This window comes from Billgrantia gudaonensis, assembly GCF_900100195.1.
GTDB classification, from domain to species: domain Bacteria; phylum Pseudomonadota; class Gammaproteobacteria; order Pseudomonadales; family Halomonadaceae; genus Halomonas; species Halomonas gudaonensis.
This window is the reverse complement of sequence record NZ_FNES01000002.1, coordinates 33708-47718: the sequence shown is the minus strand read 5'-3', so window position 1 is coordinate 47718 and position 14011 is coordinate 33708. Positions and strand designations below refer to the sequence as shown.

Genomic DNA, 14011 nt, shown 5'->3' with positions numbered 1-14011 from the left:
GAGCCACCGAACGCAGGCAGTGTTCGTACAGCGCCAGGCATGCAGGTTTCATTTGCAGGTACTTTGAGAGGAACCAAGATGAGCGGACGTATCGTACAAATCATCGGCGCGGTGATTGACGTAGAGTTTCCGCGGGACGATGTTCCCAAGGTCTACGACGCGCTGAAGGTCTCGACTGTCGAGACCATTCTTGAGACTCAGCAGCAGTTGGGCGACGGCGTGGTGCGCACCATCGCCATGGGCTCCACCGAGGGCCTCAAGCGCGGGATGGAGGTCGCCAATACCGGTGCTGCCATCTCCGTGCCGGTGGGCAAGGAGACCCTGGGCCGCATCATGAACGTGCTCGGCGAGCCCATCGACGAAGCCGGGGAGATCGGCGAACAGGAGCGCATGCCGATTCACCGCAAGGCGCCGAGCTATGCCGATCAGGCGGCGTCCAGCGAACTGCTCGAGACCGGCATCAAGGTCATCGACTTGGTCTGCCCTTTCGCCAAGGGCGGCAAGGTCGGCCTGTTCGGTGGTGCCGGTGTTGGCAAGACCGTCAACATGATGGAGCTGATCCGCAACATCGCCACCGAGCACAGCGGCTATTCCGTGTTCGCGGGGGTCGGCGAGCGGACTCGCGAGGGTAACGACTTCTACCACGAGATGACCGAATCCAACGTCATCGACAAGGTATCGCTGGTCTACGGTCAGATGAACGAGCCGCCGGGCAACCGCCTGCGGGTGGCCCTGACCGGCCTGACCGTCGCCGAGAAATTCCGCGACGAAGGCCGCGACGTACTGCTGTTCGTCGACAACATCTACCGCTACACCCTGGCCGGTACCGAGGTATCGGCACTGCTGGGTCGGATGCCTTCGGCGGTCGGGTATCAGCCGACCCTGGCCGAAGAGATGGGCGTGCTCCAGGAGCGCATCACCTCGACCAAGACCGGCTCCATCACCTCCGTGCAAGCGGTCTACGTGCCTGCGGACGACCTGACCGACCCGTCCCCGGCCACCACCTTCTCGCACCTCGACGCGACCGTGGTACTGGCGCGTTCCATCGCCGAGCTGGGCATCTATCCGGCCATCGATCCGCTGGACTCCACCTCGCGTCAGCTCGACCCGTTGGTGGTCGGCGAGGAGCACTACAACACCGCCCGCGGCGTGCAGAACGTGCTGCAGCGCTACAAGGAGCTCAAGGACATCATCGCCATTCTGGGCATGGACGAGCTGTCCGACGAGGACAAGCAGGCCGTGGCCCGGGCGCGCAAGATCCAGCGCTTCCTGTCGCAGCCGTTCTTCGTGGCCGAAGTGTTCACCGGCGCACCCGGCAAGTACGTGTCGCTGAAGGACACCATCCGCGGTTTCCAGGGCATCCTCGACGGTGAGTACGACGAGCTGCCCGAGCAGGCCTTCTACATGGTCGGCACCATCGACGAGGCCGTCGAGAAAGCCAACCAGATGAAGTAATCCCGTCCATCAGGGGGATTCGCTATGGCGAACAGCTTCAAGTGCGAAATCGTCAGCGCTGAAGCGTCGATCTACTCGGGCGAGGTCGAGCAGGTCGTCGCGTCCGGCGTGATGGGCGACCTCGGTATCCTGCCCGGGCACGCACCGCTGCTCACCGAGCTGCAGCCGGGCCCGATCCGCGTCATCCACGACGGCGGGCAGGAGGAGAACTACTACGTCTCCGGCGGCTTTCTGGAAGTGCAGCCTGACGTGGTGACCGTGCTTGCCGACTCCGCGGCACGTGCCAAGGATCTCGACGAGGCAGCGGCCGAGGAGGCTCGGCAGCATGCGCTGAAGGCATTCAACGACAAGTCGGCCGAGCTGGACTACAGCCGTGCCGCCGCCGAGCTCGCCGAGGCGGTGGCCCAACTGCGTACCATCCAGCAGTTGCGCAAGAAAGCCGGCAAGGGCTAGGCGTCGTCCGCAAACTGGCTTTGCGCCGACTTGTCGGACAAAGTCTTGGCGCCGGACCGCCGTGCGAAAGTGGCCGGTCTATCGCAGCGCCCTCCGAACACCGTTCGGGGGGCGTTTTCTCGTCTGCTATGATGGCGGCACTGGCCCGGACGTTCCCGGAGCTTGGCATTCGCTACCGCCTGGATGCGGTGCACCCCCCGCGGCGGCAGGAGGAAGCCCATGTCTTTGAGCGAAACGCTGCAAGAACACAAGGAGGAACTGCTGTCCGCCTTGGAGGAAGGGCGTCGCGATACGCTCGATGAGCAGCTCCCCGAGCTGCGCGCCGCGGACTTGGCCGAGATCCTTGAGGACCTGCTCGCCGAGGATGAAGGCGTGGAAACCGTGCTTGCCCTGCTCGACTGCTTGCCCATCGAGCGGCGTGCCAACGTGCTCGGCTATCTCCCAGGCGAGGAACAGCTGGCGCTTTCCGAGGCGATGTCCGACGAGACGCTGCTCAAGGTGCTCGAGGAGATGGGCTCCGACGAGCGCGCCGATCTCTTCAACCTGCTCGACGAGGATCGCCGCGAGAGCCTGCTGCGGCGCATGGCGCGTCAGGAGCGCGAGGATCTCAAGCGCCTGGCCAGCTACGAGGAGGGAACCGCCGGGGCCATCATGACCTCGGATTACGTGGCCATTCCCTGTGGCATGACGGTCTCCCAGGCGATGATGCGGGTGCGCCAGACGGCGCCGGATGCCGAGACGGTCTATCAGCTCTACATCGTCGACCGCGACGGGCGCCTGGCCGGCACCTTGTCGCTGCGCCAGCTGATGGTGGCCCGCCCGGGCGCCCAGGTCGACGAGTTGATGATCAAGGACGTGATCAGCGTGTCGGTGGACGAAGCCCAGGAAGAAGTGGCGCGGCTGGTCGCCCGCTACGATTTGCTGGCGGTGCCGGTGGTCGATCACGAGCAGCGTCTGGTGGGCATCGTCACCCACGACGATGCCATGGACGTGGCCGAGTCCGAGGCTACGGAAGACATCCACAAGGGGATGTCGATCGGTCAGCTCGAGGATGGCGTGAGCCGGGTGCCGTTGTGGAGCCTCTACCGCAAGCGGGTGACCTGGCTGGTGCTGCTGGTCTTCGCCAACCTCTTTTCCGGGGCGGGCATCGCCTATTTCGAAGAGACGATCGCCGCCCAGGTCGCTTTGGTGTTCTTCCTACCGCTGTTGATTGGCAGTGGCGGCAACGCCGGCGCCCAGGCGGCGACGCTGATGGTGCGCGGCATGGCCACCGGCGACGTGGGGGTCAAGGACTGGGGCAAGCTACTGGGGCGAGAACTGCTGGTGGCGGGCTCGCTGGGATTGACCATGGCGCTGGCGGTGGCGCCTATCGGCGTCATGCGCGGCGGCGAGGCAGTGGCGATGATCGTGGCATTGAGCATGGTGACCATCGTACTGTTCGGCAGCCTGATCGGCATGTGTCTGCCCTTCGTGCTCGACCGCGTGGGTTGGGATCCGGCCACCGCCTCGGCGCCGCTGGTGACGACGCTGGTCGACGCCTCGGGTGTGTTGATCTACTTCAGCATCGCGACCGCCATGCTCACCTAGCATGCCATGAGCGACCGGTCATGGGATCGCTGGCGGCACGGGTGACGAACAGCACCTCGACGTTGCCCAGCCACTCGATGTCACTGGCCAACGCTTTGAGCTGACTGGCCAGGCATTGCGGTGGCTGGTGAATGTCGTCGCCCACCACGAGCGAAACCGAAACTTTTCCATTCAGGTAATGCAGCTGAAGGTCGGTGAGGGTGCGCCAGACGGGATGCGTGTACCAGCGTTCGTCCAGTGCGGCCTCGACTTCCGGGCGCAGCGGCAGGCCGGGGAAGCGGCTGGGGTCGCCTTCGCCGGCATCGTCCTCCGGGTCGATGTGGAAAATCACGTCGGTCAGCGCGGGGAAGGCGTGCCGCAGCCGACGACTCACCTCGTTGCCGATCTCATGGGCTTCGGAGACGCTCACCTTGGGGCCGACGACGATGTGCAGGTCGACCATGACCCAGCCGGCGGACTGGCGGGTGCGTAAATCGTGGACGCTGTCGACGCCCGGCACGCTGCAGGCCACCTCGTGCATGCGCTGCTGGGCGTCCTCGGGCAGGGCGGTGTCGACCAGCTCGCGGGCCGATTCCCAGAGCAGATCCCAGCCTACCTTGCCCACCAGCAGGCCCACCACCACGGCGGCGATGGCGTCGAGCCAGCCAGCGCCGAACTGGGCGCCGATCAAGGCCACCAGGACCACGGCCGTGGAAAGCGCATCGGAACGCGAGTGCCAGGCATTGGCCTCGAGCAGTCGCGAGCTGACCCGTTTGGCCACTCGCAGGGTATATTGGAAGATCCACTCCTTGGCGAGCAGTGCCGCGACGGCCAGCAGCATCGCCCAAACGCCCGGTGCGGGAATGCTGGTGCCCGCCAGCAGGCGCTGCAGGCTCGACCAGGCGATGGCGCCGGCTACGAAGATCAGCACGCTGCCCAGCAGCAGGGTGGCCAGCGTTTCGATCCGCCCGTGGCCGTAGTGGTGGTCCTGGTCCGGATCCTGGCGGCCGTAGTGGGTGGCCGCGAGCACGAAACCGTCGGTGACCAGGTCGGAGAAGGAGTGAATGCCGTCAGCGATCAGAGCCGCCGATCCGACCATCAAGCCGACGACGACCTTGGCCAACCCCAGGGTGCCATCGATCCAGGCGCCGATGAGGGTGACGCGCTTGGCATCACGAATCTGCTCGTGATGGTCGGTCAAGGAGTGATCGCTTGCACTCATGGTCGCTACCGATGGGTCACGCCCTGGAAGATGGGGGCGGACAATGTGGACTCATTCGGTCGGAATTCTCGCATTACCGCTGGCTGAATTGAAGAGGAATAGGCTCTGCCGCGCTGCATGGCGGACAGCCGGGCGTCGGACGTGTATCCTCTGCGCGTCACAAGGGTCTGCGCTCGCTTCGGCGCTCACTGGTTAGGGAAGTGCCCCATGGATTGGCTACAGGTCCTCATTCTCGCTGTCTTTCAGGGGCTGACCGAGTTCCTACCGATCTCCAGTTCCGCCCACCTGATTCTGGTGCCCGAGCTCACCGGCTGGGGAGATCAGGGTCTGGCCTTCGACGTGGCCCTGCATCTCGGCAGCCTGTCCGCGGTGGTGGCTTACTTCCGTCAGGAGCTCGCCCGCATGGCCCGTGCCTGGCTGGCTTCGCTTTCCGGCGCGGGGGTCGATCGGGATGCCCGGCTGGCCTGGTGGGTGGCTCTAGCCACCGTGCCGGTGTGCATTTTCGGCCTGCTGTTTCGGGATGCCATCGCTCTGGGCATGCGCTCCCCGCTGCTGATCGCTGCCGCGCTGATCGGATTCGGGTTACTGCTGGCCTATGCGGATTGGGGACAGCGCGGCGAACGCAGCGAATATCAGCTTTCGCTGCGCGACGCCCTGTTCATCGGCTTCGCCCAGGCGCTGGCGTTGATACCCGGCACCTCGCGCTCGGGCATCACCATTACCGCAGCGCTGCTGCTGGGGCTGAGCCGTGAGGCGGCGGCGCGCTTCTCCTTCCTGCTCTCGATCCCGGTGATCGTGCTGGCCGGCGGCCTGGAAGCCGCAGGCCTGATTCAGCAGCCACAACGCATCGACTGGGTGGCGTTGAGTCTCGGCACGCTGCTCTCCGGCGTCAGTGCCTACCTGTGCATTCACTATTTCCTGGCCTTCATCCGTCGTCTCGGCATGCAGCCCTTCGTGATCTATCGTCTGGTACTCGGCGGTTGGCTGCTGTGGGCGTTCTGGCCGTGAAGCATCCGTCACGAGGAGTTTGCATGATGTCGTCGCTACGTTCCTGGTTTGGCCCGCTGATCCTGGCGGCACTGCTGGTCAGCTGCTCGGAAAGCGATCGGCCGCTGGAGTCGCCGGTGCGCCTGGAGGGCGCCATCTTCGGAACCTTCTATCAGGTGACCATGGTCGATTCACTGACGGTGGGAGAAGTACGGGACCTGGAAGAGGGCATCGAGTCGGTACTGGAAGACGTCGATGCCAGCATGTCCACCTATCGCGACGACTCCGAGCTGTCCGACTTCAACTCGGCTCCGGTCGGTGAATGGCAGCCCCTGACCGACGAACTGATCGAGGTGCTCGCCATCAGCGAGGCAGTGGCCGAGGCCAGCGACGGCGCCTTCGACGTCACCGTCGGTGGGCTGGTCAACCTGTGGAGCTTCGGGCCCGAGGCGCGTCCCCGCGAAGTGCCGGACGAGACGACATTGCGCGAACGCCTGGCCGAGATCGGGCCCGACAGCCTGGAAGTCGAGCCCGAACGTCAGCGTGCCAGGCGAGTGCGCGACGTCTTCGTCGATCTCTCCGCGGTCGCCAAGGGCTACGCGACCGACCGGGTGGCGGAGTATCTGGCCAGCGAGGGCATCGAGCACTACCTGGTCAATCTGGGCGGCGATCTGAAGGTGGCCGGATGGCGCGACGGCGAGGCCGAACCCTGGCGCATCGGCATCGAGGCGCCCCTCGACGATCGCCAGGAGGCCACCCATGTCGTTCCCCTGCACGATATCTCGGTGGCCACTTCTGGCGACTACCGCAATTTCTTCGAGGAGAATGGGCAACGCTACTCGCATACCCTCGATCCACGCAGTGGTCGACCGATCACCCATGGCCTGGCTTCCGTCACCGTGGCGCATCCCTCCAACGCCTGGGCGGATGCCTGGGCGACCGCATTGAGCGTGCTCGGCGAAGAGGAAGGCATGGCGCTGGCACGCCGGGAAGCGCTGGCGGTACTGATGCTGGTGCGCCGTGGCGACGCTTGGGAGAGCTGGGTGAGCCCGGCCTTCGTCGAGACGTTCGGCGAGGAACGGGTCGAGGAACTGGGTGTGGAGGTGCGACGTTGATCCGCGGGTGTAAACTGACAGCCGATGAACGCGATCCGATCAATGAACCGACAAGGAGTCCCGATGAGCCTTGACGTGGTGATTCTGGCGGCTGGACAGGGCACGCGCATGCGCTCCAGCCGGCCCAAGGTGCTGCATCGCCTGGCGGGCAAGCCGATGGTGCGCCATGTGCTCGATACCGCAGGCCAACTGGCAGCCGATCGGCTGCACGTGGTGGTGGGTCATGGCGCCGAGGCCGTGCGCGAGGCGTTGTCTGACACGCCCGTGCACTTCGCGCTGCAGGCCGAACAGAAGGGTACCGGGCATGCCGTGGCCCAGACGCTGGAGGCGCTGGGGCAGGGCAAGGTGTTGGTGCTGTATGGCGATGTGCCGTTGATTCGCCGCGATACCCTGGCGACGTTGCTCGCCGAGGTCAGCGACTCGCGCCTGGCGCTGTTGACCGTGACGCTGGATGACCCGACGGGGTATGGACGCGTGCTGCGCAACGCCGACGGTGAAGCGGTGGCCATCGTCGAGCACAAGGACGCCAGCGAACGCGAACGCGCCGTGCACGAGTGCAATACCGGCATCATGGCCATGACCGCTGCCCAGCTGCGTCGCTGGCTGCCGCGACTCTCCGCCGACAATGCCCAGGGCGAGTACTACCTCACCGACATCATCGCCATGGCCGCGGCCGAAGGTGTACGCATCGCTACCGCCCAGCCCAGCGAGGCGCTGGAGGTGGAGGGCGTCAACGATCGGCTGCAGATGGCGCGCCTCGAACGGGCCCACCAGGCTCGGCTCGCCGAGGAGCTGATGCGCGAAGGGGTGGCGCTGGCCGATCCCGCACGGCTCGATGTGCGCGGGCAACTGCGCTGTGGCCACGACGTGGAGATCGACGTGGGCTGTATCTTCGAGGGCGAAGTGGAACTCGGCGAGGGGGTGCGCATCGGCGCCCACTGCGTGATCCGGGATAGCCACATCGGTGCCGAGACGCTGATCGAGCCGCACAGCGTCATCGAAGGAGCAGTGATTGCCGGTCATGGCCGCATTGGCCCCTTCGCCCGGCTGCGGCCCGGGTCGCGCCTGGCGGTGGGGGCCAAGGTGGGCAACTTCGTCGAAACCAAGAACGTCGAGGTGGGCGAGGGCAGCAAGATCAATCATCTGAGCTACGTGGGCGACGCCCGCCTGGGACGCGGGGTCAACGTGGGCGCCGGCACCATCACCTGCAACTACGACGGTGCCCACAAGCACCGTACCGAGATCGGCGACGATGCCTTCATCGGTTCCAATACCGCCCTGGTGGCGCCGGTCAGCATCGGTCATGGAGCCACCGTGGGCGCCGGGTCGACGATCAGCAAGGACGTCGCGGACAATGCCCTGGCCGTCTCGCGGGCACGCCAGGTGAGCAAGGCCGACTGGCCGCGACCCAGCAACGCCAAACAGCAATAGGAGAGGCACCATGTGTGGCATCGTCGGGGCCGTGGCCCAGCGCAACGTGGAAGGCATTCTGCTCGAGGGGCTCAAGCGGTTGGAGTATCGTGGCTACGATTCGGCCGGCATGGCGGTGCTGTCCGGCGACGGGCGACTGCAGCGCAGCCGCGCGGTGGGCAAGGTGGCGGCTCTGGAAGCGTGCCTCGCGGCCGAACCCATGACGGGGCACTGCGGCATTGCGCACACGCGCTGGGCGACCCATGGCCGGCCCACCGAGGATAACGCCCATCCGCACCTGTCGGGTGAGCGGCTCGCCGTGGTGCACAACGGCATCATCGAGAATCACGAGGTGCTGCGCGAAGAACTCGTCGCAGCGGGGTATCGCTTCACCTCGCAGACCGATACCGAGGTGGTGGCCCACCTGATCGATCGCGATTATCGCCACAGTCAGGACCTGCTGAGCGCGGTGCAGAGCAGCCTGGCTCGCCTCGAGGGCGCCTATGCACTGGCCGTGGTGCATGCCGACGAGCCGGACGTGGTGATCGGCGCCCGCCAGGGCAGCCCGCTGGTCGTCGGGGTCGGCATCGACGAGGCCTTCATCGGTTCCGATCCGCTGGCGCTGCTGCAAGTCACCGACCGCTTCATCTATCTGCAGGAGGGCGATCTGGTGCGCCTGGCCGACGGTGGCCGCATCGACGTCTACGATACGAGCGGTCGCACGGTCGAACGCGAGGTGGATACTTTCGAACATGGCGACGGTGCCGCCAGCAAGGGTGAGTATCGCCACTTCATGCTCAAGGAGATTCACGAGCAACCCGCGGTGATCGCTGCTGCCCTGGAAGGGCGTCTGGGCGATAGCGCCGTGCTGGTCGAGAGTTTCGGGCCCGAGGCGCGGGCGCTGTTCGAGCGCGTCCAGCAGATCCATATCGTCGCCTGCGGCACCAGCTATCATGCCGGTCTGGTCGCCCGTTACTGGCTGGAGCGCTATGCCGGCGTGCCGGTGCAGGTGGAGGTCGCCTCCGAGTACCGCTATCGCCAGGTGGTGGTACCCGAGGGCACCCTGTTCGTGACGCTTTCCCAATCCGGCGAAACCGCCGATACCCTGGCAGCGCTGCGCTTCGCCCGCGAGAAGGGCTATCTCGCTAGCCTGGCGATCTGCAACGTGCCGGGCAGTTCCCTGGTGCGAGAATCCGACCTGACATTGATGACCCAGGCCGGCCCCGAGATCGGCGTGGCCTCCACCAAGGCGTTCACCACCCAACTGGCGGCCTTGATGCTGCTGACCCTGGCGTTGGGCCGCAGTCATGGGTTGGACGAGGCGATCCAGAGCGAACTGGTCAACGCCCTGCGTGGCTTGCCTCGGCTGGTGGAACGGGTACTGGCGCTGGACGAGGGGATCGAGGCGCTGTCGACGGGCTTTGCCGAAAAGCACCATGCGCTGTTCCTGGGACGCGGTGCGCACTTCCCGATCGCCCTGGAAGGGGCGCTGAAACTCAAGGAGATCTCCTACATTCATGCCGAGGCATACCCGGCGGGCGAGCTCAAGCATGGTCCTCTGGCGCTGGTCGACAGCGAGATGCCGGTGATCGCCGTGGCACCCAACGATGAGCTGCTCGACAAGCTCAAGTCGAACCTCCAAGAAGTGCGGGCGCGTGGCGGTGAGCTGTACGTGTTCGCCGATGAGCAGGTGAGCCTGGCCGAGGAACCGGGCATTCGCGTGCTCCATCTGCCTCACGTGCACGAGGCGCTGGCGCCACTGCTTTATACCCTGCCGCTGCAGCTGCTCAGCTATCACGTGGCGGTGCTCAAGGGCACCGATGTCGACCAGCCGCGCAACCTGGCCAAATCCGTTACCGTGGAGTGACGCGTGGCCACCTGCCAGCCTCGAGCGTGTCTTCGTCTGGGGCTGCCCATGTGGGCCAACGCCGACTGGCGAGGCACGCTCTATCCGCCCCACGGCGGCGGCCTCGAGGAGTACGCTCGGACGTTTTCCGCCGTGGAGGGCAACACCACCTTCTACAGCGGTGCTCCCCGAGAGGAGACCGTCGCCGCCTGGGCCCGCCAGACGCCGCCGCATTTTCGTTTCTGCTTCAAGTTGCCGGCGCGGCTGACCCACGAGCGGCGCCTGGTCGGTGTCCGTAGCGAGGTCGACGCCTTCCTGGAGGCGCTCGCACCTCTGCACGATCGATTGGGCCCGGTGATGGTGCAGCTACCGAGGGATTTCGGCGTCGACGAACTACCGCAGCTGGAAACGCTGCTCTCCCGCTGGCCTGCGGCAATTCCGTGCGCCGTGGAGGGACGTCACCGGGATTTTTTCCACAAGGGGATGGCAGAACGGGCATTCAACCGATTGTTGATAACTCAGGGTGTCAACCGCGTGATGCTTGACGTTCGCCCTCTCTTCGCTCCACCGCATGATGATCGTTCAGGGTTGGCCAAGGCCCGGCAAGAGAAGCCAAAATGCCCATTACACGTGCTTTCCACGGCAAGTGAACCGGTGGTGCGCTTCATCGGGCATTGTGAAGAGGCAACCAATCTGGCGCGGTTTCAGCCCTGGGTCGACCAGCTCGGCCTGTGGATAAAACAGGGGAAAACCCCTTTTCTCTTTGTGCACACGCCGGATAACCGTCAGGCCCCCCAGCTCGCCAGAACCCTGTACTCTCAACTGGCCAGCGCTCTCGACCTGCCGGCGCTGGCGGACTTCGCCGGCGAAAAACAGACTCCTCTTTTCTAGGAGACTGTCGGACTTGACACGGATCTACTGCGAAATCCGAACGCCACATCACGATCGGCCAAACCCGACAGACCCTCGGTTTTCCTCGATCCCGAATCGGGGGATCCCCTTTTGGTGGAATGCCCCGATCCGGCGCCTGGCCATCGAGCGTATGATCGGATAGATTTGCCGCTATTCGGGCGATATTCCATCGAATCTTGCTGTAATCATCGCCTCGAGGCACATCAACGACCATATCCACAACAACAGGTGATACATGTCGAAGCTCGCTCATGCGCAGTGGTCATCGAAGATGACCTTCGTGCTCGCCGCCGCCGGTTCGGCGGTCGGTCTGGGCAACATCTGGAAATTTCCCTACATGGTAGGCGAGAGCGGCGGCGCCGCTTTCGTGCTCGTCTACCTGGTGTGCATCGGCCTGATCGGTCTGCCGATCCTGATCGCGGAGTGGCTGATCGGTCGTCGCGGACAGGAGAATCCCATCAATGCCATGGCGGATCTCGCCAAGCGGGGCGGACATTTCCCGGCCTGGGTGGCGGTGGGGATCAGCGGCGTGCTGGGCGGTTTCCTGATTCTCTCCTTCTACAGCGTGATCGGCGGCTGGTCGCTCTACTACACGCTGGGCTCGGTCACCGGTAACTTCAGCGGCAAGGATGCCGATGGCATCGGCGCCGTCTTCACCGGCATGCTGGGCAGCCCCGGCCTGCTGCTGCTGTGGCATACCGCCTTCATGGTGCTGGTGATCGGCATCGTGGCGCGTGGCGTGACCAACGGCCTCGAGGGAGCCGTACGTACCCTGATGCCGGCGCTCGTGATACTGATGCTGGTTCTGGTTGGCTACGGCATCACCACCGGCCATTTCGGCGAGGCCCTGGCATTCATGTTCAGTCCGGATTGGGGCGCCGTGAACGGTGAGGTGGTGCTGGCAGCGATGGGACAGGCCTTCTTCACCCTGTCGCTGGGGATGGGCATCATGATGGCCTACGGTTCTTACCTCGGCGAGGACGTCAACCTGCTGAGCACGGCACGCACGGTGATCCTTCTGGATACGGTAATCGCCGTGCTGGCGGGACTGGCCATCTTCCCGATCGTCTTCGCCAACGGCCTGGATCTGGATTCCGGCCCCGGCCTGATCTTCGTCACCCTGCCGCTGGCTTTCGGCAACATGGCCGGCGGTACCATTCTCGGCCTGATGTTCTTTCTGCTGCTGACCTTCGCTGCGCTCACTTCGGCCATCTCGCTGCTCGAGCCGGCGGTGGAGTTCATGGAGGAGCGCACCTCGCTGTCACGCGTCGCGGCAACGGCGACCTGCGGTATCGGCGTGTGGCTGCTGGGGATCCTGGCACTGCTGTCGTTCAACCTGCTGGGCGACTTCCTGATCCTGGGCTTCAATATCTTCGATCTGCTGGACAATCTGACCAGCAAGATTCTACTGCCGTTGACTGGCCTGGGTGCCGTGGTGTTCGCCGCCTGGTGCCTGGATCGCCAGGGCGTGGCGCAAGAACTGAGGCTCTCCGGCGGCGCCGAGTCGCTGTGGGTCGTGGTGGCGCGCTACATAGCCCCGCTGGGAGTGATCGCGGTGTTCGTCAACTCGCTGGTGGGGTGACGCCTCCCCCTCTCCGCCCCGCTGCACGGGGCGGAGAGATCACACCGAGTCGATCGTCGTGGGGCGGTCGACTCAGTGTTTTTCGTCGTCTACCAGGTCGGCGATGTCGCGCTCGAGCCGTTTGAATTCGCGATGCAACTCGATGCCGCGCCGGGCGCGCAGGTTGCGCTGGGCAGCGCTGCGCGAGCGTTGCTCGTGTTCCGCGACTTCCATGCTCATGTAAATGTCGAGAAGTTGGCTCTTGACGGAGGTGACGCGTTCGGCATTGCGCATGTTTGACTCTCCCTACTCGTTGCGCTTCTCGTGGCGAATTGCGTTCGCCTGCAAGGTGCGGTGCAACACGCCATTTCTTACTATACCCTACTTGACAGAATGATGACGCTCAGGGCCATTCCACGTTCGGAGGGCGAAGTTCCCCGTTCTCCGCCCGGATGGGGCATACTGTGGACACATCGGCATCGCGGCCGACCCATACACAGCCGTTACCAGCAAGGAGTTTCGCGTGAGCCGCGCCCTCTTCGACGACATGCGACGCCGCATGGAGCATTTCCGCCGCTCCGAGCAAAAAGTGGCGCGCTACGTGCTGCGCAACCCCGAAGACGTCATTCACATGCGCATCGTCGATCTGGCCACCGAGGCAAAGGTGAGCGAGCCGACGGTGGTGCGCTTCTGTCGGGCCCTGGGCTGCAATGGTTTCCAGGACTTCAAGCTCAAGCTGGCGCAGATGCTCGCCTCGGGCAGCCAGTTCGCGCAGTTCTCGATGAACGACGACGATTCGGTGGCGGAGTTCTCCCAGAGCATCTTCGACTCCACCGTGGGCACCTTGCTGTCGGTGCGCGACCGTCTCGACAACGAGGCGTTGAGCCGCGCGATCCAGGCGCTGGCCATGGCCAACCGGGTGGAGTTCTACGGTTTCGGCGCTTCCGGCGCGGTGGCCTTCGACGCCCAGCACAAGTTCTTTCGCCTGCAGATATCCACCGCCGCCTATGCCGACCCGCACATGCAGAACATGTCGGCGGTCACCCTCAAGGAGGGCGACGTGGTGGTGGCCATTTCCCAGACAGGCCGCACTCGGGCCCTGGTGGCCAGCGTACGTCTGGCCCGCGAGGCCGGTGCCACGGTGATCGGCCTGTGTCCCAGCGGCTCGCCGCTCGCCGAGGAGGTGACTCTGCCGCTCTACATCGACGTCCACGAAGACACCGAGATCTACACGCCGATGAGTTCGCGCATCGCTCACCTGGTGCTGGTCGACGTGCTCGCCGTGGGCGTGGCCAAGACCCGTGGCCCCAAGCTCGCCGAGCAGCTCAAGGCGGTGAAGAAGAGCCTGACGCCACTGAGATTCCCGGAACAAGAGGGAAAACCATAAAGCGAGCGGCGCCGGGGGCAGGCCGAAGAGGAGGTCCTTCGCCATGGGTGAGGAGCACTGCTCCGAACGGGCTGGCCATGGATGGCCAGCACCGGTC

General features: G+C 65.0%; 12 protein-coding genes. 10 read left to right on the top strand and 2 right to left on the bottom strand.

Going from position 1 to position 14011, the window contains the following annotated elements; translation table 11 throughout:
- Positions 1–78: 78 nt before the first annotated feature.
- The 3 genes from atpD (at position 79) to mgtE (ending at position 3495) form a co-directional block, all read left to right on the top strand.
- Positions 79–1455, top strand: a complete 1377-nt coding sequence (atpD, locus tag BLP96_RS02275; RefSeq protein WP_089682682.1) for a F0F1 ATP synthase subunit beta — start codon at positions 79–81, stop codon at positions 1453–1455.
- A 24-nt stretch (positions 1456–1479) separates the two neighbouring features.
- Entirely contained in the window at positions 1480–1908 is a 429-nt protein-coding gene (locus BLP96_RS02270; RefSeq protein ID WP_089682680.1) for a F0F1 ATP synthase subunit epsilon, read from the top strand.
- 219 nt (positions 1909–2127) lie between these two features.
- A complete protein-coding gene (gene mgtE / locus BLP96_RS02265; RefSeq protein ID WP_089682678.1) occupies positions 2128–3495 on the top strand; it encodes a magnesium transporter in 1368 nt (455 codons plus the stop codon).
- Here mgtE and BLP96_RS02260 read toward each other — a convergent pair.
- The gene (locus tag BLP96_RS02260; RefSeq protein WP_089682676.1) at positions 3488–4696 is read right to left on the bottom strand and encodes a cation diffusion facilitator family transporter; all 1209 of its coding nucleotides are present in this window, start codon (positions 4694–4696) and stop codon (positions 3488–3490) included. The two genes, mgtE and BLP96_RS02260, sit on opposite strands and share 8 nt — an antisense overlap.
- 207 nt (positions 4697–4903) lie before the next feature.
- Here BLP96_RS02260 and BLP96_RS02255 point away from each other — a divergent pair, with 207 nt between their 5' ends.
- From BLP96_RS02255 to BLP96_RS02230, 6 genes are all read left to right on the top strand, one after another.
- A complete protein-coding gene (locus BLP96_RS02255) occupies positions 4904–5704 on the top strand; it encodes an undecaprenyl-diphosphate phosphatase (RefSeq protein WP_089682672.1) in 801 nt (266 codons plus the stop codon).
- Positions 5705–5727: 23 nt separating this feature from the next.
- A complete protein-coding gene (locus BLP96_RS02250) occupies positions 5728–6798 on the top strand; it encodes an FAD:protein FMN transferase (protein ID WP_089682669.1) in 1071 nt (356 codons plus the stop codon).
- 63 nt (positions 6799–6861) lie between these two features.
- The gene (gene glmU, locus BLP96_RS02245; RefSeq protein ID WP_089682668.1) at positions 6862–8229 is read left to right on the top strand and encodes a bifunctional UDP-N-acetylglucosamine diphosphorylase/glucosamine-1-phosphate N-acetyltransferase GlmU; all 1368 of its coding nucleotides are present in this window, start codon (positions 6862–6864) and stop codon (positions 8227–8229) included.
- A gap of 10 nt (positions 8230–8239) precedes the next feature.
- A complete protein-coding gene (gene glmS, locus BLP96_RS02240) occupies positions 8240–10075 on the top strand; it encodes a glutamine--fructose-6-phosphate transaminase (isomerizing) (RefSeq protein ID WP_089682667.1) in 1836 nt (611 codons plus the stop codon).
- 48 nt (positions 10076–10123) lie between these two features.
- On the top strand, positions 10124–10945 hold the full coding sequence (locus BLP96_RS02235) for a DUF72 domain-containing protein (RefSeq protein WP_089682665.1): 822 nt from the start codon (positions 10124–10126) through the stop codon (positions 10943–10945).
- A 256-nt stretch (positions 10946–11201) separates the two neighbouring features.
- The gene (locus BLP96_RS02230) at positions 11202–12548 is read left to right on the top strand and encodes a sodium-dependent transporter (protein ID WP_089682663.1); all 1347 of its coding nucleotides are present in this window, start codon (positions 11202–11204) and stop codon (positions 12546–12548) included.
- A 72-nt stretch (positions 12549–12620) separates the two neighbouring features.
- Here BLP96_RS02230 and BLP96_RS02225 read toward each other — a convergent pair whose 3' ends face one another.
- Positions 12621–12821 (bottom strand): PA3496 family putative envelope integrity protein, encoded by a 201-nt coding sequence (locus BLP96_RS02225; RefSeq protein ID WP_089682661.1) that lies wholly within the window; start codon positions 12819–12821, stop codon positions 12621–12623.
- Positions 12822–13050: 229 nt separating this feature from the next.
- On the opposite strand from BLP96_RS02225, the gene hexR reads away from it, so the two are divergent.
- Positions 13051–13914, top strand: a complete 864-nt coding sequence (gene hexR, locus BLP96_RS02220) for a transcriptional regulator HexR (RefSeq protein WP_089682659.1) — start codon at positions 13051–13053, stop codon at positions 13912–13914.
- Positions 13915–14011 lie beyond the last annotated feature (97 nt).